Below are 17,106 nucleotides of genomic sequence, written 5' to 3'. Positions count from 1 at the left end.
GGCTCCCGGTCGCCCGGTCACAGTGGCGGGACCGCCCCGGACTCCCGGTCTCCCGGTCACCGGCGTTCCTCCACACCTGTCCCCGCCATCCTGGCACACCCCGCCGCCCCCGGCCGCGACCAGGTTCACACCTACGCTGAGCACATGATCAAGGCCTGCCTCAACGGTGACCGCACCCGCGCCGACCACCCCGGCGTACCGATCACTCCCGCCGAACTGGCGACGGCCGCCGCGGCCGCCGTCCAGGCCGGCGCCGACGCCATCCACATCCACCCGCGCGGCGCCGACGAACGCGAGAGTCTGCACTGGCCCGACATCCGCGCCGCCGTGGACGCCGTCCGCGCCGCCTGCCCCGGCGTACCGATCGGCGTCTCCACCCGCGAGCCGATCGTCCCCGACCTGACCGAGCGCCTCCGCCTGCTCGCCGAGTGGAGCCCCGGCCCCGACTTCGCCAGCGTCAACTTCCACGAACCAGGCGCCGCCCAAGTGGCCGACCTGCTCATCTCCCGCGGCATCGCCGTCGAAGCCGGCCTCTTCACCCCCCAAGCCGCCGCCACCTATCTGGCCTGGTCCGGCCCCACCCTCCGCATCCTCGTCGAAGCCATCCCCGGCATCTCCCCCACCCCCGACCCCGCCCAGCAGATCCTCGCCGCCCTCCCCGCCGACACCCCAGCCCTCGTCCACGGCGAAAACGACTGGGCCTGGCCCACCCTCCACTGGGCCCGCACCCACAACTACGACACCCGCCTAGGCTTCGAAGACACCCTCACCGGCCCCACCGGCCAACCCGTAACCACCAACGCCGACCTCTTCGGCTGGCTGTCGGCAACGACATGAGGTAGTCCCAAGCAACAGGCCCGGTCCGCTCAGCCGAAGGAGCGTCTGCCCGGATCGGCACACCTCCTCATGTCCTTACCGACGCCTGTGGACAACTCCAGCCCCGCTGCCGCGCGATCCGGCAAGCTCAACCGGTGGATTCCCTCGTCGATGTCCTGGCCCGGCTCGGTGGTTCGGCCTACGCAGCACAACTGCTTCAGCTGACCACCGAGCGGAAGCTGCGTGCCGCGGTCAGGCGAGGCGAGCTGGAACGCGTCGCCCGTGGGCACTACGCGCTGCCGTCGCTCGGGCCACACCGCCTCGCGGCGCTCGCCTACGACGGCGTCGCCTCCCACCTGAGCGCGGCTGAGCTACTGGGGTTGCCGCTGCTCAAGGCACCTGACAAGCCACACGTCACAGTCCCCGTCACGCGGCGCTCCCGGCGCGGCCGTCCCGCGGTGCTGCATTGGGCACCGGTCATGCCGGACGAACGCTACGCCCGGATCACCACGATGCTGCGCACTGTCCTCGACTGCTCACGCATCCTGCCGTTCGGCGAGGCACTCGCCGTCGCCGATGCGGCTTTGCGGACCGGTCACGTGAGTGCGAGCGAACTCGAAGCAGCCGTGGTCAGCATGCGTGGAGTCGGTCGTCCGCTGGCAGCGCGAGTCGCCGCAGCTGCAACACCGTTGGCGGAAAGCTTCCTGGAGTCGATGCTGCGGAGCTTGCTGATCGATGCCGGCATGACCGGGCTCGAGCCTCAGGTCGTCGTCCAGGACGGCGGCTTCGTCGCTCGCGTGGATCTCGGCCACCGCGCGCTACAGATCGCCATCGAGGCCGAGGGGTACGCCTTCCACGGCTCCGCCGCCGATTTCGCCGCCGACTGCCGTCGGTACGACGATCTGGTCGCTGCCGGCTGGCTCGTGCTGCGCTTCACCTACCAGCAGGTCATCTCGGATCCCGTGTGGGTGGTCGACCGAGTAATGGCGGCGATGTCGCTAAGAACAGGAGGACTGGCGCTTGGCGGGGCCGACACCGGCCATCCGGAGCGGCCGAGCTGGGCGGCCTAGCAGCTACCTCATGTCCTTACCGACGACAGGAACGCCAGGACGACGTCGGTGTAGTGGTCTGGTTCTTCGAAGTGGGGGAAGTGGCCGGAGCGGGTGAAGGTGATGGTGCGGCCTGCGCGGGCGGTGTTGCGGTAGGCGGCGACTGATACCGGGTCGGTGGCGGGGTCCTGGATGCCCTCGATGAGGAGGGTTGGCTGGGTGAGGCGGGCGAGGAGGGGGAGTTTGGAGGTGTAGAGGTCTCTCAGGGTGGTGAGGTGGCTGTCGGAGCGGGACCACATTTCGTCGGTGAAGCCGGCGGCGCGGCCGAGGGCTTCGAAGGCGGGGCGGTCGGCGGGGTCGAACCAGGAGAAGTTCTGGAAGGTGTCGCCGAGGCCGAAGGCGAGTTCGTAGGTCTTGTCGTCGGCGGTCAGGCGGCGTGGGAGGGCGGCCAGGGCGCGGCAGCGGGCGGCGGAGGCCGGGGCGCCGGCCTCGTCGTACCAGCGGGCGAAGAGCGGGAGGCGGTGGCGGTCGTTGGCGTCGAAGTCCCAGCAGGGGCAGTCGAAGACGACGGCGGAGACGGCTTCGGGGTGGCGGACGGCGTACTCGGTCGCGTAGTTGCCGCCCGCGGAGTGGGCGATGACGGCCCAGCGCTCGATACCGAGCCGGCGCCGCAGCTCCTCGAAGTCGGCGAGCAGCACCTCCATGGTGATCTCGACGTCGGCCGGGTCGGAGCGCAGGACGCCGCGCTGGTCCGGCGCGATCACCCGGTACGCCGATCCGAGTCGCTCACCTTGGCACTGCGTCCAGTGATACCCACCGCCGTGACCGTGGATGAACAACACCGGCGGCGAGTCGGCCACGCCGTACTGGGCGACGTACAGGTTCGTGCCGTTGATCTCCATCAGCGGTACGCGGACAGGCGTTTGGCGAGGGCGTAGGCGGCGTCCTGGTCGGGGAGGGCGCGGATGCCGGTGAGGGGGGTGACGGTGACGTAGCCGGCGTGGAGGAGGGCTTCGTCGGTGCCGGCGGGTGGGTTGGGGTCGGCGGGGCGGGTGGTGATCATGGGCTCGCCGGTGGGGGCTGTGGTGGCGATGAGACGTTCGCGGGTGATGGGGGTGAGGGTTGCGTGGCGGACGCCGGCCAAGCGGTCGAGGGGTAGGTCGGGGACGTTCAGGCTGAGGACGGCGCCGACGGGCTCGGTGGCGATCCAGGCGAGGGCCTCGCCGGCCATAGTGGCCGCGGTGGCCCAGTGGGCCGGGGCGGCGCCTTCGATGCTGACCGCGACTGCCGAGATGCCCTGGCCCGCCGCGGTGAGGGCTGCCGCGACGGTGCCGGAGTGGAAGATCGGGACGCCGATGTTGTGACCGCGGTTGATCCCCGACAGGACCAGGTCCGGCGCCGGGCCGAAGGCGCCGACAGTGGCCAGGGTGACGGCGAGCGCCGGTGTCCCGGCGACGCCGCGGTAGCTGACGCCGTCCTGCTCCTCGACGACGGTCCGGATCGGCCGGTTGACCACCCCGGCGCGGGCCGAGCCCACGCCGCTCTGGTCGTCCAGCGGGGCGACGACGACCACGTCGTGCCCGAGTTCGGCGATCACCGGCGCGAGCGCGCGGATCCCGGGGGCCTGAAAGCCGTCGTCGTTCGTGATCAGGATCCGCGCCATATCGACAACCCAATCAGCCGCGGTCCTCGATGTCACCCTCCGTCTCGAGGACGGCGTTCCGCAGCGTCTCCAGCGCCTCGTCGGACGGCGCCGCCCAGAGACCGCGCTGCGCGGCCTCGAGCAGCCGCTCGGCGATCCCGTGCCGGGCCCAGGGGTTGGACTTGCGGAAGAACTCGGCCATCTCCGGGTCCGCGACGTACTCCGTGGTCAGCGTCTCGTACATCCAGTCGTCGACGACGCCCGCGGTCGCGTCGTACCCGAAGAGGTAGTCGACGGTCGCGGCCATCTCGAAGGCGCCCTTGTAGCCGTGCCGGCGCATCGCGGCCATCCAGCGCGGGTTGACGACGCGGGCCCGGAAGACCCGCTTGGTCTCCTCCTCCAGCGTCCGGGTCCTGACCTGCGCGGGGACGGCGGAGTCGCCGACGTACGCCTTCGGGTTGGTCCCGGTCAGGTGCCGGACCATCGCGATCATGCCGCCGTGGTACTGGAAGTAGTCGTCGGAGTCCATGATGTCGTGCTCACGGGTGTCCGCGTTCTTCGCCGCGACCTGGATCCGCGCGTACGCGCGCTCCATCGAGCCGCGCGCCTCGGCGCCGTCCAGCCCCTTGCCGTACGCGTACCCGCCCCAGACCGCGTACACCTCGGCCAGCTCGGCGTCGGTGCGCCAGTTCCGCGCGTCGACCAGCGGCAGCAGACCGGCGCCGTACGAACCGGGTTTCGACCCGAACACGCGCGCCGTTGCCGACCGCACGTCGTTGCCCTCGGCAACATCGGCGTCGACGTGGGCGCGCAGGTAGTTGGACGCCGCGTCCTCGTCCAGCGCCGCCACCGTGCGCACGGCCTCGTCGAGCAGCGCGACCACATGCGGGAAGGCGTCCCGGAAGAATCCGGAGATCCGGATCGTGACGTCGATCCGCGGCCGGCCGAGCTCCTCGAGCCCGACGACCTCGAACCCGGTCACCCGCCGCGACGCGTCGTCCCAGACCGGGCGGCAGCCGAGCAGCCACAGCACCTCGGCCAGGTCGTCGCCCTGGGTGCGCATCGCCGACGTGCCCCACACGGTCAGACCGACCGAGCGCGGCCACTCCCCCGTGTCGGCACGGTGCCGGGCCAGGAGCGAGTCGGCCAGCGCGACACCGACGTCCCACGCGTTCCGGCTCGGGATCGCCTTCGGGTCGACGGCGTAGAAGTTCCGCCCGGTCGGCAGCACGTTGACCAGACCGCGCGTCGGCGACCCCGACGGGCCGGCCTCGACGAAGCGGCCGTCGAGCGCGCGCAGTACGTTCGTCAGCTCGTCGGAGGTCCGCGCCAGCCGCGGCACGACCTCCTCGGCGGCGAACGTCAGCGAGGCTTCGACACTCGCGGACGACCGGCCGATCACCTCTTGCACGACGACCGGGACCTTGGCCGCGTCCCAGCTCAGCGTTTCCATCGCGACGACGAGCTTGCGCGCGACCGCCTCCAGGATGTCGACGCCGTCCGCGCCGCTCACCGCCGGCAGGTCGGTCAGCGTCGCCAGATCGCTCAGCTGGGCGCCCAGCCCCGGGTTGGCGAGCAGCTCGGCCTCGTCGACGCCGAAGGTGTCGCCGAGCGCCGTCCGCAGCCCCGGGATCGAGTACGAGCCGCCCCACAGCTGCCGCGCCCGCAGGACGGCGAGCACCAGGTTGACCTGCGCTTCACCGGACGGCGCGCCACCCAGCACGTGCAGCCCGTCGCGGATCTGCACGTCCTTGATCTCGCACAGGTAGCCGTCCAGGTGCAGGACGAACTCGTCGAAGTCGTCGTCCTCGGGCTTCTCGTCGGTGTGCAGGTCGTGGTGCAGTTGCGCGGCCTGGATCAGCGTCCAGATCTGCGCCCGCAGCGTCGGCACCTTCTCCGGGTCGAGCGCCTGCACCGTCGCGTACTCGTCGAGCAGGTACTCCAGCTTGGCCATGTCGCCGTACGTCTCGGCCCGCGCCATCGGCGGCACCAGGTGGTCGACGACGGTCGCGTGGACGCGGCGCTTGGCCTGCGTGCCCTCGCCCGGGTCGTTGACGATGAACGGGTAGACCATCGGCAGGTTGCCGAGGACGGCGTCCGGCGCGCAGTCGGCCGCCATACCGATGCCCTTACCCGGCAGCCACTCCAGCGTGCCGTGCTTGCCGAGGTGGACGACGGCGTGCGCGCCGAACCCGCCTTCGGACTGCGCAGCCTCCAGCCACCGGTACGCCGCCAGGTAGTGATGCGACGGCGCCATGTCCGGGTCGTGGTAGATCGCGACGGGGTTCTCACCGAACCCGCGCGGCGGCTGAATCATCAGTACGACGTTGCCGAACCGCAGCGCGGCCAGTGCGATCGCCGGCTCTGGCCCTGAGGTGTCGACGTACAGCGAGCCGGGCGCCTCCCCCCACGCCTCGGTCATTGCCGCCTGCAACGTTTCTGGGACGCCGCCGAACCACTCCGCGTACGTCGACAGCGGGATCTTCGCCACCGCCGTCGCGAGCTGCTCGTCGGTCAGCCAGTCCACATCGTGCCCACCGGCCGCGATCAGCCGGTGGATCAGCCCGTCGGCGCCGTCCGCGCCCTGTAGCTCGCTGAGGTCCAGCCCGCCGAGGTCGTAGCCCGCGGCCGCCAGTTGCCCCAGCAGGACCACTGCGGACGCCGGGGTGTCCAGACCGACCGCGTTGCCGATCCGGGCGTGCTTGGTCGGGTACGACGACAGCACCAGCGCGAGCCGCTTCTCGGCGACCGGGACGTGCCGCAGCCGCGCGTGGGCGACGGCGATGCCGGCCAGCCGCGCGCAGCGCTCGGCGTCCGGCGCGTACCGGGCCAGGCCGTCGGCGTCGTACGACTTGAACGAGAACGGGATGGTGATGAGCCGGCCGTCGAACTCCGGGATCGCGACCTGGGTGGCGGCGTCCAGCGGGCTGATGGCCGCGTCGCTCGCCTCCCACTGCTCGCGGGTCGAGGTGAGCGCGAGCCCTTGGATCAGCGGGATGTCGAGGGATGCGAGCGCACCGGCGTCCCATGCGTCGTCCGCTCCGCCTGCACTGGCGTCAGCGGCGACCGAACCGCCCGCTGCGAGCAGCGTGGTGACCAGTACGTCGCATTTGCGCAGCAGCTCGAACAGCTCGGCATTTTCGGCGCTGTTCGGGTCCAGACCGCGCAGGGTGCCGCAGTACACGGCCAGCGGCTGTGCACCGGCTGCTTCGACTGCTGCGGCCAGAGTGTCCACGAAGGCGGTGTTTCCGGCGATTTCGTGCGCCCGGTAGTAGACGATGCCGACAACCGGCCGCTCGTCCGCGACGAACGTGCCGCGGACGCCGTACGTCGGGAGCGCACGCGGCGGGTCGAACTCGTCGCCGGTGAGCAGAATCGTGTCGCGGAGGAAGCCCGCTAGGTTCCGCAGGTTGTCGGAGCCACCTTCCCGCAGGTACGCCAGCGCCTCGGTCACCGCGCCCGCGGGCACAGTCGAGAGCGACATCAGCTCGGCGTCCGGTGCGGCCTCGCCACTGACCACCACGGCCGGCTTGCCCGAGGCGAGCACGGCGTCCAGCCCCTCCTCCCAGGCGCGCTTTCCGCCGAGCAACCGGACCACTACGACGTCAGCAGCGTCCAACAGCCCGTTCAGAGCCTCCAGCTCGAGCCGGGCCGGGTTCGCCACCTTCCACCCCGCACCCGCCTCCGCAGCCGCAAGCAGGTCGGTATCGGCAGTCGAGAGCAGCAGGAGGTTCGCGGGCATGCGCGACCGGTCCTTCCTCGGGGTGTCCACGCCCCGTCCGGAGGTGCGCCGGCAGCAGTTCCTGACTCCCCGCAGCGCGGGTCACAGTGGCGGGACCGCCCCGGACTCACACCGGGTTCCTGCACAGCCGTCGCTTGACGCCTGGACTCTATCCGACCCCCTCCCTTGGCAGGATGCGGCACATATCACCCTGCACAGGAGAGGCGGCAGAAAGTGGCATCGTGGCGGGACACTGCCTCGGAAGAGGCGCAGGAAACACTCGACGGGCTGTTCAGCACCGCGCTGGACCTCGCCGAGCAGCAGATCGGCAAGCAGGGCGGCTTCGCGCCGTTCGCGCTGCACGTCACGGCGGAGGGTGACGGATCGATCGAGATGGCCGACGAGCCCGACAGCGACAAGGCGCTGGAGATTCTGTGGTCGGGAGCCCGCGAGCAGCGCGACAAGTTGGCCGCGGTGGCAGTCGTGGTCGACGTATCGCTACCGGACGACGGGTGGGCGGACGGGATCCGGGTGGAGGCCGAGCACCGGGAGGGCGTCGCGTTGATCGTGGTGGCGCCCTACCGGCGCAAGCGGCTGCGACGGAGTGTCGAGCTCGGACAGTTCCGCTCGGTGCCGGGCGAGCAGCGCGTCTGGTGACTCAGCGGTGGAGTTCGTAGTGGGCGGCTAGTAGGTCGGTGGCCCAGTCGGACTGGTGGGAGCGCCAGACGGAGTGGATGTGGTTGGCGTCGCTCTGGGTGTTGTCGTATTCGGCCAGGAAGGTTGGGCCGGCGATCGAGTAGTAGTGGCGGTGGCCGGGGCCTGGGGTGGTTTCACCGGCCCAGGCGAAGGTCAGGTGCTCGAGACCGTGTTGGGTGAGGTCTTGCCAGGTTTGGAGGCCGATCGGGCCGGCGGCGCGGCCGACGTACTGGCCGATCAGCAGGCTGAGCAGCTGGCGCTGATCGGCGGTCATGTCGCCGTAGGCGAGGCCTCGGTGCAGGAGCGACGGGTCGGCGACCGGGTCGTGGCGGGTGAGGATGTCGTCGGGTGCCTCTGGGGAGACGACGGCGACTGCGCGTTGACCGGAGTCGAGCGCGTCGAGCAGTTGGAAGCCCAGGTCGGTCTCCCCCGCCAGAAAGCGGCGGCCGGTCTGTGGGCCGGAGCGGACCTCGGCCGGGTTGGAGCCGATGAACGACGGGGTGAACGAGATGGCGCCGTCGACGAGTGCTACGTGGACAGCCAGGTGATGTCCGTTCAGCCGCCAGGCCCAGGGCTCGAAGCCGGTGGGGTCACCGAGAATGCGTAAGAAGTAGCGTTCGCCGAGGACGGAGCCCTCCCAGTCCCCCGAGGCGGGCAGCTCGGGGATGCCGCGCAGAATCACCTCAGCGTCCAGTACGGCGAGCACATCCACCGCACCGCGTTCGCTGAGCCCGAGTGTGATCAGTCGGAGCGCCAACTGCTGTTGCGCCGGGTTCAACTCGGCCAGCGGCAGCCCAGGCCGGTCTCCCGGCAGGTAGGTCCACTCCTGATGGTCCGGGGTGTCGAACGGCGCCTGCAGCTTGCTGACCTGCTCCGGGCGCAGACTGCGCAGCAGGTCGATGGCCGCTTGCCGGGTCTGCTCTACAACCACGCTGCGCGCTCCAAGTCTGTGGGCTCGTACTCCGTCGACCAGCGCTCGAACGGCCGGTCCAGCTTGTAACGGTAGTCCGGCTGCCGTAACAACACCCGAGTCTCGGCGTTCCCCGGGTTCCGCAGCGTTTCGAAGTACTTCACCGACCAGTGGAACCAGCGCATGCAGAACAGCCGCATGGTCAGCCCGTGCGAGACCAGCAGCACGTTGCGCGGCGCGTCTGCCTGCTCGAAGTCCCGGTGCATCGTCTCCAGGAAACTCGACACCCGGTCGTAGACGTCCGACCCCGACTCGCCGTGGGTGAAGCGGTAGAAGAAGTGCCCGTACGAGTCCCGCAGCCGCTCCTGGCGCTCGATGTCCTCGGTGTCCTGGAAGTTGGCCCAGTCCTGCTCACGCAGCCGCGGCTCCTCCCGGGCGATCCCGATCAGGTCGTCCAGGTTGAGCCCTTTCAGCGTCTCCAGCGCTCGCAGGTACGGCGACACGTACACCCGGATGGGCTCGTCCTCGAACAGCTCCCGCAGCTCCCGCCCGGCCTTGGCCGCCTGCTCCCAGCCATGCGCGGTCAGCGCCACGGAATGGTCCGGCACGCGCTCGTAGATGGACTTGTCCAAGTTGGCCTCGGACTCACCATGTCTGATCAGCGCAATCCGCACCGGTCGCCGGCTCAACCCCATGTGCGCCCCTTCCTGACTGCAGCCAGCATCGCCGCCACTCCGACCGCGGCGAATCCGACTCGCCGGGCCAACACCGCAGTACGCCGTACGTCGCCGACAGCCGGCGTCGGACCATCGCCCAGCGTCCCGCGGTCCTCCTGGTAGCTGCCGTAGCTGTTGGTACCGCCCAGCGACAGGTCGAGCGCGCCAGCGAAGGCAGCCTCAACCGGACCGGCGTTGGGACTCGGGTGCTGCGGCGCATCCCGTTTCCAGACCCGGCGAGCCGCGGCAAAGCGCCCAGCAGTCACACCGGTCAGCACAGCGCACACCCGGGCCGGTAGTAGGTTCACCAGGTCGTCCAGCCGCGCCGACGCCCAGCCGAAGTTCGCGTACTTGGCCGACTTGTAGCCGACCATCGCATCCAGCGTGTTGATCGCCCGGTACGCGAGCAGCCCGGGGACGCCGAGCGCACCGCCCCACAGCAGCGGCGCGACACAGGCGTCCGAGGTGTTCTCGGCGATCGACTCGACCGTCGCCCGAGCGAGCTCGTCAGCCTCCAAATCGGTCGCGTCCCGCGCACACAGATGGCTGAGACGCTGCCGAGCACCCGGGATGTCCTTCTCGTCCAGCAGCGTCGCCATGGTCTCGGCCTCGCGCTCCAGACTCCGAGCGCCCAGCACGGTCCAAGTCGCCGCCGCGGTGACGAGGGTGTGCGCGATCGGCCGGTCCCGGGTCAACCGCTCCGCGGCCACGCCGACGACCGCCGTCGTACCGACCAGCGCAGCTGTGTACGCCGCCCCGGCCGCGCGCGAGTCGGCGTACCAATGGGACTCCAGCCGGGACGCTGTCCGGCCGAAGCCGGCGACCGGGTGGAACCGCCGCGGATCGCCGAGAACCCGATCGGCGGCGAAGCCGAGCAGCAACCCGAAAGTTGTGGACACCCTGGCAAGTCTGCCAGGAAAGATATGTGCGAGGGTGACGGGTATGGGTATCGCGGAACTGCTCCACGCGGTCGACGGGAGCGGCGAGTTCGGGGTGTGGCTGGGCGGTCTGGACGGTAAACCGGTCTTCGAGCATCGGTCCGATCGCACGCACTACTCGGCCAGCACGATGAAACTACCGGTCGCGATCGCGCTGCAGCGCAAGGTCGCCGCGGGTGAGCTGACGCTCGACCAGCCGGTCACCGTGCACAACGACTTCGCTTCCGAGGCCGGTGGCCGCTTCGGCGTCGATCCGGCCGAGGACGAGGCGCCCGCGACCTGGAGCCGGATGGGGACCGACGTCCCGCTCGGCTGGCTGACGGCCGAGATGATCACGCTGTCCAGCAACCTCGCGACCGACCTGGTCCTCGAACGCGTCGGGATCGCCGCGGCGCATGCCGTCCTCGCCGAGTACGGCGACGGCCGCAGCGCGATCCGGCGCGGGATCGACGACCGCGCCGCCCAGGCGGCCGGGATCAGCAACGAGATGAGCCCGGCCGGGCTGGCCGGCGTCCTCGTCGCGGTCGGCAACCAGGAGGATGCCTACCTGCGCGATCTGCTGGCGGCCAACCAGTGGAACGGCGAGATCCCGGCCCGGCTCCCGGCCGGCACTCGCGTCGAGCACAAGAACGGCTGGGACGTCCGGATCCGGCACGACGGCGGCGTCGTCCGGCCGCCGGACGCCGATCCGTTCGTTCTGGTGGTCTGCACGACCTCCGACCTGCCTGACGCGCGCGCTCAACAGCTGATCGCGGAGATCGCGCTGGTCGCCTGGGAACACCGGCACGACCTGGGAGCGATCCGATGAAGCTGACCACGCATCTGATCTCCGCTCCCCTGCACACCCCGTTCGTGACCGCGCTGCGGACGGCGACGCGCGCCGATTCGCTGCTCGTCGAGCTCAGCGACGGCCCGCTGAGCGGCTGGGGTGAGGCACCGCAGGTCTGGAAGGTGACAGGTGAGTCGCGGGCCGGCGCCCAGGCGTGTATCGAGGGGCCGATCGCGGCCGCGCTCGAAGGTCTCGGCCCGGACGACTTCACCGAGGCCCTGCGCCGGATCGAGAATGCGACCGCCGGCAACTTCGGCGCCAAGGCCGCCGTCGACGTCGCCCTGCACGACCTCGTCGCCCGCCGGCACGGGGTCAGCCTGCACGGCTTCCTCGGTTCCACGATCGACACCGTCCAGACCGACGTCACGCTGTCGGTCGGCGATCCGGACGCGCTCGCCGACGCCGCGACCGCACGGGTCGCTGACGGGTTCGGCGTCCTGAAGCTGAAGGTCGGCACCGACGCGGTCGCGGACGTCGAGCGCGTCCGCAGGGTCCGGGCGGCGGTAGGCCCCGGGCCGCGGCTGCGGCTGGACGCGAACCAGGGCTGGTCGCGCCGCGACGCCGTCACGGCGATCCGCGCCCTGGAGGACTGCGACCTGGAGCTGGTCGAGCAGCCGGTGGCTGCCGCCGACCTGGAGGGGATGGCGTGGGTGACCGACCGGGTCGGGACGCCGATCCTCGCGGACGAGTCCGTGTACGGCGTCCGCGACCTGGTCAACGTCATCCGCCTCGGGGCGGCCGACCTGGTGAACGTGAAACTGGCCAAATGCGGCGGCCTCGCAGCGGCTCGTACGCTGCTGGAGCTGGCGCGCGCCCACGGCGTCCGGACGATCGTCGGCTCGATGATGGAGAGCCACGTCGGCGTCGGCGCGGCGGCCGCGCTGGTCGCGGCGTACCCGACATCGGCGGTGAACGATCTGGACGCCGCCTGGTGGCTGCGCGACTCCCCGGTGGTCGGCGGGATCCGGTACGACGGCGCGCTGATCCGCTTGCCGTTTGAGCCCGGCCTCGGCGTGACAGGCTTGATCGCATGAAGCTTGTCGCCGCCAAGGTCCCGATCAGCACCGTGTGGACCGCGCCGGACGCGCCTCGCGACGTCGACGCACCCGCTACCGCCCCGCAGCCCGACGTACCAGCCTGGGCCGCCGCCATGGATACCGAGAGCCGCCTGGGGCTGCATGGACGGACGCTGACGCAGCTGCTGTTCGCGGAGCCGGTCCTCGTCCGGTCGGAGCGGGACGGCTGGTCCGAGGTGCTCGCGCCGTGGCAGCCGTCGTCCGGCGATGCGCTCGGGTACCCGGGGTGGGTGCCGTCGAGCCACCTGGGTGAGCTGCCGGGCAGTGCGACCGATCCGGTCGCGATCACCGTGCCGAACGCGCCACTGCTGGCAGAACCGGCTGCGGGCATTCCGGTGCTGACGCTGTCGTTCGGGACCGTGCTGGCGTCCGTGGAGCGCGACAAGGGGTACACCCGAGTCGCCACCCCGGACGGCGGGAGCGGCTGGCTCCCTGACCACGTACTGCGGCTTGCGTCCGAGCCGTCGACGCCGGACGACCGGCTGCGGCTCGGCCGGCTGTTCCTCGGTCTCGAGTACCTGTGGGGCGGGACGTCGGCGTACGGGCTGGACTGCTCAGGTCTGACACACACGGTCAGCCGCGTGCTGGGGATGCGCATCCCCCGGGACGCCCACGACCAGGCCGCCACGCTGCGGAACATCCCGATCGAGGATGCGAAACCTGGCGACCTGTACTTCTACGCGCGGCCCGGCAAACCGGTGCACCACGTCGGCTTCGTCTCCCCCACCGGGATGCTGCACGCCTCCGAGACCGGGAAGCGGCTGGAGGACGAGCCGATCCCGGCCGACCGGCGCGCAACGCTGGTGGCTGCGGCCCAGCTCGCATGACAACGGCCCGGATCCTGACCAGGATCCGGGCCGCTCTGCACTGACTCAGGCCTTGTTGGCGTCCGACTCCTCGGGCTCCGGGACGACGTCCTGGACCGGCTCCTTGGTCACCGTGTTGCGCGACTTGGCCAGGCTGGCCACGGTCGTGATGCCCAGCGTGATGATGATGAAGCCCAGCGAGAACCAGATCGGGATCTCCGGGGCCCACTCGATGTGGTGGCCGCCGTTGATGAACGGCAACTCGTTCACGTGCATCGCGTGCAGGACCAGCTTCACGCCGATGAAGGCGAGCACGACCGAGAGACCGATCGACAGGTAGATCAGGCGCTTCAGCAGGTCGCCGAGCAGGAAGTACAGCTGGCGCAGACCCATCAGCGCGAACACGTTCGCGGTGAAGACCAGGAACGGCTCCTGCGTCAGGCCGTAGATCGCGGGGATCGAGTCGAGCGCGAAGAGCAGGTCGGTGGTGCCGAGGGCGATGATCACGATCGCCATCGGGGTGACGAGCCGCTTGCCGTTCTTGATCACGGTCAGCTTGACGCCGTTGTACTCGTCGGTCGCGTTCAGCCGCTTCTTCGCGAACCGGATGACGGCGTTCTCCTTGTAGTCGTCATCGTCGTTCTCACCCTGGGAGGCCAGGTGGATCGCGGTGTAGACCAGGAACGCGCCGAACAGGTAGAAGACCCAGGAGAACTGGTTGATCGCCGCGGCGCCGACCGCGATGAAGATGCCGCGGAAGACCAGCGCCAGGATGATGCCGATGAGCAGCGCCGTCTGCTGATACTTCCGTGGTACGGCGAACCTCGACATGATGATCAGGAAGATGAAGAGGTTGTCGACGCTCAAGCTGTACTCGGTCAGCCAGCCGGCGAAGAACTGGCCCGCGTACTCACCACCCGAGAACACCCAGACACCGAGCCCGAAGACGACCGCGAGACCGACGTAGAACGCGATCGCGGTCGCGGACTCCCGGGTCGTGGGTTCGTGCGGACGGCGCCCGATGATGAACACGTCGAATGTCAGCAGCGCGAGCAGCACGCCGACAGTGATGTACCAAACGTAGTCAGCAACGTGCACAGAAACCTCCGGAGTTCAGATGAGTCAGCCACTCCGAAGGTCTCTTCCGCCGACCACCTGGCCGACCGAGGGCACCGGGCGTGGGACCGAACCCACAGACCGTGATGACGATGCCGCCGCGAAGGAATACTCCCCTTCTCCGCGTCCATTCTGACGGTTGTGTATGCAATCCGCCAAATCCGGGACGCCGTGTCCACCTGTCGAAATCATCACAGCCCCACCAGGGAATAATCACACCCCGTGACCGCTTACCGGTGATCACGGGTTCACATCGGCGCCTCGAAGTCCGCACGGTGATCCTGTACCCAGGTCGCGAACGGCGCCGGCGGCCGGCCGAGGACGTTGCCGATCGTGGCGACCTGCTGGGCAAGCGTCAGCGCCTCGTCGCCGGTCAGCAGCGCGGACACCTCGTTCGGATCGACGGCGCCCAGTTCAGCGCGTTACCGGCCAGCACGAGCGGCCGGATCGGGATCAGCTCCAGATCGGCCTCGGCGAACAGGTCCTCGGTCACCCGGTGCTCGACGGCGATCGGGTTCGCCGTCGCCCACGGGACCAGGACGCTGCCCGACGACAGCAGCACGACCCGTTCGACCCGGGCAGCCGCGGCGGCTTTGGCGAAACTGGTCGCACCCGCGGGTTCGGCGTACGCGAAGACCTGACGGACGCCGTCCAGGGCGGGGCCAGCGTCTCGGGCTGGGTGAGGTCGGCCTGAACGACGTCGACATCGGGCGGGAAGTCGGCCTTGGCGAGGTCACGCACAGAGGCCCGGACGGGGATGCCGGCCGCGCGCAGCCCGTCGACGACCTGGCGTCCGACCGCGCCCCGGGCGCCGAGCACGAGAACAGTCATGGGTCGAGCCTGTGGTGTCCTCACGAGTTCGGCACCGGTCAGCCCGGCGGCCTTTCGATTCTCGACATCCCTCAGCGGGCCGGTATCGGACTTCGACGCGCGCTGTACTGCGTCGTCGCAGCCTTGACCGTGCGGAGGACGGGAGTCAGGTTGACCACGGTCACTGCGGAGAGGCCGGCGATGTCAGTCGTCAGGTAGCGGTAGAGGGCCGCTGGGGAGTCGCTGCCGATCGCGGCGAACAGGGACGATGCGCCGGTGGCCGCGGCCACGAAGGCGACCTCGGTGTGCTCGGCCAGTGCGCGACCGGTCGCGTCGAGCAGCGCAGGCGCCGGCGTACGGTCGGGGTCGAGACTTCGCAGGCCACAGCGAGTTGCTCGATCGGGGCGCGGCCGTCACGGCGTAGCTCAGCGAAGAGTCGGCGGTCGATGGCGTCCAATGCGATCGGATCGGCGTCCGGCTCGGGGGTGTGGCGCTGGAGCTCGGCGACCTGGGTCGGCCGGAGCGAGCCGCGCTTCGCGTAGGGGAAGCCGGCGCCGCCGTAGAAGACGTGCAGGACCTCGAAGGCTTCGACATCGAGCACCTGCCGGGTGCGTGGCAGCACTTCGAGGAGGAGCGGGCCGACGTCGTCGCTGTACACCGTGCATTCGATCTCCGTGCCGCCGGCGCACAGGTTGACCCAACTCGTGTCGGGGCGACGGGCGAGCGCCTCGGCGACCTCGCCCGCCGCACACGGTACGGCACGAACCCGCAGCATCCACTGCACTTCACGAACCCGGCTCGGGTGGCTCCAGGCCGTCACCCGGAGGGCGTTCGCCTCACCCAACCGCGCGTAGCGCCGAGCCACCGTCTGATCCGAGACCCCGAGGACCTCGGCCAGCCGCCGAAACGGCGCCCGCGCGTCGAGCAGTAGGGCGTGCAGCAGATCCCGATCGAGCTGGTCGAACGGATCTGCGGTCACAGATGTCGAGAATAAAACACCGGGCGCTAGGGGACGCTGTAGCCGCCGTCTGCGACGATCACGGCGCCGGTGACGAAACTCGACCGTGGGGATGCGAGGAACAGAACTACTTCGGCAATCTCCTCCGGGGTGCCGACGCGGCCGAGGGGTGCGGGTGCGCTCGTCTGGTGGAGGACTTCTTCTGGGACCATCGCGAGGAGGGCGTCGGTACGGACGCCGCCCGCGCAGACCGCATTCACCCGGATGCCGGAGGGGCCGAACTCGACCGCCCAGGAGCGGGTCATCGACTCGAGTGCTGCCTTGGTTCCGCTGTAGGCAGCGGCTACCGGCATGCCGATTCGGGCGCCGATGGATGACGTGTTCACGATGACGCCACCACCGGATGACGCCATCCGGGGTGCGATGGCAGCGGTCAGGAAGTAGGCGCTGCGTAGGTTCACATCGTAGATGCGCTGGAATTCGTCGGGTGTCACGGCCGCGGTCGGGACCATGGGATAGAAGCCCGCGTTGTTCGCCAGGATGTCGACCTCGCCGACCTGCTGCGCCAGCCGATCCACTTCGGTGAGCTCGGCCAGGTCTGCCTGGACGAACGTGGCCTTGCCGCCGCCCGCGGTGATCAGATCCACGGTCTCCGCCCCCTGCTCCGCGCGCCGTCCGGTGACCACGACCTCAGCGCCAGCTGCGGCGAAACTTTGCGCGATCGCGCGTCCGATTCCCGATGTCGCGCCGGTCACGAGTGCCCGGCGTCCCCCCAAATCTTGTGTTGTCATCGCTCGAGGCTATGGGCCCGCGGACCGCCGCGCATCGACGCGCCGAGCACTGCCGACGAACTGCTCACGAGCAGCGCCGGCCACCCCGGAGAAATGACGGTAGATATGCCAAGGGCCACCCCTTTTACGGGGTGGCCCTTAACAGTGTGAAAGTCCGGCGGCGTCCTACTCTCCCACGACCTCCCGATCGCAGTACCATCGGCGCTGAAGGGCTTAACTTCCAGGTTCGGAA

The 17,106-nt window shown here is 70.0% G+C and carries 19 protein-coding genes, 1 rRNA gene and 1 riboswitch; of the genes, 6 read left to right on the top strand and 14 right to left on the bottom strand.

Annotated features, from left to right (window positions below; all coding sequences use genetic code 11):
* Positions 1 to 144 precede the first annotated feature (144 nt).
* Positions 145 to 837 carry a 3-keto-5-aminohexanoate cleavage protein gene (locus tag HPO96_RS35620; protein ID WP_171678885.1) on the top strand — a complete coding sequence of 231 codons (693 nt, stop codon included), beginning with the start codon at positions 145 to 147 and terminating at the stop codon, positions 835 to 837.
* Positions 838 to 971: 134 nt separating this feature from the next.
* Positions 972 to 1,886, top strand: a complete 915-nt coding sequence (locus tag HPO96_RS35615) for a DUF559 domain-containing protein (protein WP_171678884.1) — start codon at positions 972 to 974, stop codon at positions 1,884 to 1,886.
* Positions 1,887 to 1,894: 8 nt separating this feature from the next.
* Here the strand turns inward: HPO96_RS35615 and HPO96_RS35610 are convergent, their stop codons facing one another.
* The 3 genes from HPO96_RS35610 to cobN are packed head-to-tail and all read right to left on the bottom strand — an operon-like array spanning position 1,895 to position 7,249.
* Complete coding sequence (locus tag HPO96_RS35610; protein ID WP_171678883.1) at positions 1,895 to 2,767, bottom strand: alpha/beta fold hydrolase; 873 nt, start codon at positions 2,765 to 2,767, stop codon at positions 1,895 to 1,897.
* Complete coding sequence (gene surE, locus HPO96_RS35605) at positions 2,767 to 3,528, bottom strand: 5'/3'-nucleotidase SurE (RefSeq protein WP_171678882.1); 762 nt, start codon at positions 3,526 to 3,528, stop codon at positions 2,767 to 2,769. Before surE ends, HPO96_RS35610 begins: the two co-directional genes overlap by 1 nt.
* Before the next feature lie 13 nt (positions 3,529 to 3,541).
* The gene (gene cobN / locus HPO96_RS35600) at positions 3,542 to 7,249 is read right to left on the bottom strand and encodes a cobaltochelatase subunit CobN (protein WP_171678881.1); all 3,708 of its coding nucleotides are present in this window, start codon (positions 7,247 to 7,249) and stop codon (positions 3,542 to 3,544) included.
* 55 nt (positions 7,250 to 7,304) lie between these two features.
* Positions 7,305 to 7,371, bottom strand: a riboswitch (cobalamin riboswitch).
* 91 nt (positions 7,372 to 7,462) lie between these two features.
* On the opposite strand from cobN, the gene HPO96_RS35595 reads away from it, so the two are divergent.
* The gene (locus tag HPO96_RS35595; RefSeq protein WP_171678880.1) at positions 7,463 to 7,885 is read left to right on the top strand and encodes a hypothetical protein; all 423 of its coding nucleotides are present in this window, start codon (positions 7,463 to 7,465) and stop codon (positions 7,883 to 7,885) included.
* A gap of 1 nt (position 7,886) precedes the next feature.
* On the opposite strand, the gene HPO96_RS35590 is transcribed toward HPO96_RS35595, so the two are convergent.
* Genes HPO96_RS35590 through HPO96_RS35580 form a run of 3 tightly spaced genes read right to left on the bottom strand, consistent with a single transcriptional unit; the run spans position 7,887 to position 10,449 of the window.
* Positions 7,887 to 8,855 carry a DUF3500 domain-containing protein gene (locus HPO96_RS35590; protein WP_171678879.1) on the bottom strand — a complete coding sequence of 323 codons (969 nt, stop codon included), beginning with the start codon at positions 8,853 to 8,855 and terminating at the stop codon, positions 7,887 to 7,889.
* Complete coding sequence (locus HPO96_RS35585; protein ID WP_171678878.1) at positions 8,846 to 9,529, bottom strand: phosphoglycerate mutase family protein; 684 nt, start codon at positions 9,527 to 9,529, stop codon at positions 8,846 to 8,848. The genes HPO96_RS35590 and HPO96_RS35585 overlap by 10 nt, the downstream gene beginning before the upstream one ends.
* Positions 9,520 to 10,449 carry a cobalamin biosynthesis protein gene (locus tag HPO96_RS35580; protein WP_171678877.1) on the bottom strand — a complete coding sequence of 310 codons (930 nt, stop codon included), beginning with the start codon at positions 10,447 to 10,449 and terminating at the stop codon, positions 9,520 to 9,522. The genes HPO96_RS35585 and HPO96_RS35580 overlap by 10 nt, the downstream gene beginning before the upstream one ends.
* Before the next feature lie 43 nt (positions 10,450 to 10,492).
* Here HPO96_RS35580 and HPO96_RS35575 point away from each other — a divergent pair, with 43 nt between their 5' ends.
* Genes HPO96_RS35575 through HPO96_RS35565 form a run of 3 tightly spaced genes read left to right on the top strand, consistent with a single transcriptional unit; the run spans position 10,493 to position 13,220 of the window.
* Positions 10,493 to 11,296, top strand: coding sequence for a serine hydrolase (locus tag HPO96_RS35575; RefSeq protein ID WP_171678876.1), 804 nt, complete (start codon positions 10,493 to 10,495; stop codon positions 11,294 to 11,296).
* On the top strand, positions 11,293 to 12,351 hold the full coding sequence (locus HPO96_RS35570) for a mandelate racemase/muconate lactonizing enzyme family protein (RefSeq protein WP_171678875.1): 1,059 nt from the start codon (positions 11,293 to 11,295) through the stop codon (positions 12,349 to 12,351). Before HPO96_RS35575 ends, HPO96_RS35570 begins: the two co-directional genes overlap by 4 nt.
* Positions 12,348 to 13,220 carry a C40 family peptidase gene (locus tag HPO96_RS35565; RefSeq protein WP_171678874.1) on the top strand — a complete coding sequence of 291 codons (873 nt, stop codon included), beginning with the start codon at positions 12,348 to 12,350 and terminating at the stop codon, positions 13,218 to 13,220. Before HPO96_RS35570 ends, HPO96_RS35565 begins: the two co-directional genes overlap by 4 nt.
* A 45-nt stretch (positions 13,221 to 13,265) precedes the next feature.
* On the opposite strand, the gene HPO96_RS35560 is transcribed toward HPO96_RS35565, so the two are convergent.
* The 8 genes from HPO96_RS35560 to rrf form a co-directional block, all read right to left on the bottom strand.
* A complete protein-coding gene (locus tag HPO96_RS35560; protein WP_171678873.1) occupies positions 13,266 to 14,297 on the bottom strand; it encodes a TerC/Alx family metal homeostasis membrane protein in 1,032 nt (343 codons plus the stop codon).
* 266 nt (positions 14,298 to 14,563) lie between these two features.
* Positions 14,564 to 14,704, bottom strand: a complete 141-nt coding sequence (locus HPO96_RS35555; RefSeq protein ID WP_171678872.1) for a hypothetical protein — start codon at positions 14,702 to 14,704, stop codon at positions 14,564 to 14,566.
* Positions 14,689 to 14,877 (bottom strand): hypothetical protein, encoded by a 189-nt coding sequence (locus tag HPO96_RS37735; RefSeq protein ID WP_202886855.1) that lies wholly within the window; start codon positions 14,875 to 14,877, stop codon positions 14,689 to 14,691. The genes HPO96_RS35555 and HPO96_RS37735 overlap by 16 nt, the downstream gene beginning before the upstream one ends.
* Positions 14,805 to 15,146 (bottom strand): SDR family oxidoreductase, encoded by a 342-nt coding sequence (locus tag HPO96_RS35550; protein ID WP_202886826.1) that lies wholly within the window; start codon positions 15,144 to 15,146, stop codon positions 14,805 to 14,807. Before HPO96_RS35550 ends, HPO96_RS37735 begins: the two co-directional genes overlap by 73 nt.
* Before the next feature lie 71 nt (positions 15,147 to 15,217).
* On the bottom strand, positions 15,218 to 15,415 hold the full coding sequence (locus HPO96_RS39975) for a hypothetical protein (RefSeq protein ID WP_420371485.1): 198 nt from the start codon (positions 15,413 to 15,415) through the stop codon (positions 15,218 to 15,220).
* Positions 15,337 to 16,104, bottom strand: coding sequence for an AsnC family transcriptional regulator (locus HPO96_RS35545; RefSeq protein WP_202886825.1), 768 nt, complete (start codon positions 16,102 to 16,104; stop codon positions 15,337 to 15,339). Before HPO96_RS35545 ends, HPO96_RS39975 begins: the two co-directional genes overlap by 79 nt.
* Before the next feature lie 26 nt (positions 16,105 to 16,130).
* Positions 16,131 to 16,874, bottom strand: a complete 744-nt coding sequence (locus tag HPO96_RS35540; RefSeq protein WP_171678871.1) for an SDR family NAD(P)-dependent oxidoreductase — start codon at positions 16,872 to 16,874, stop codon at positions 16,131 to 16,133.
* A gap of 152 nt (positions 16,875 to 17,026) precedes the next feature.
* Positions 17,027 to 17,106: ribosomal RNA gene (gene rrf, locus HPO96_RS35535) — 5S ribosomal RNA — on the bottom strand; the annotation flags it as partial.

This window comes from Kribbella sandramycini, from assembly GCF_013131805.1.
Classification (GTDB): Bacteria; Actinomycetota; Actinomycetes; order Propionibacteriales; family Kribbellaceae; genus Kribbella; species Kribbella sandramycini.
Note: the sequence above shows the minus strand (reverse complement) of the source record. Positions and strands in the feature narration are given on the sequence as shown.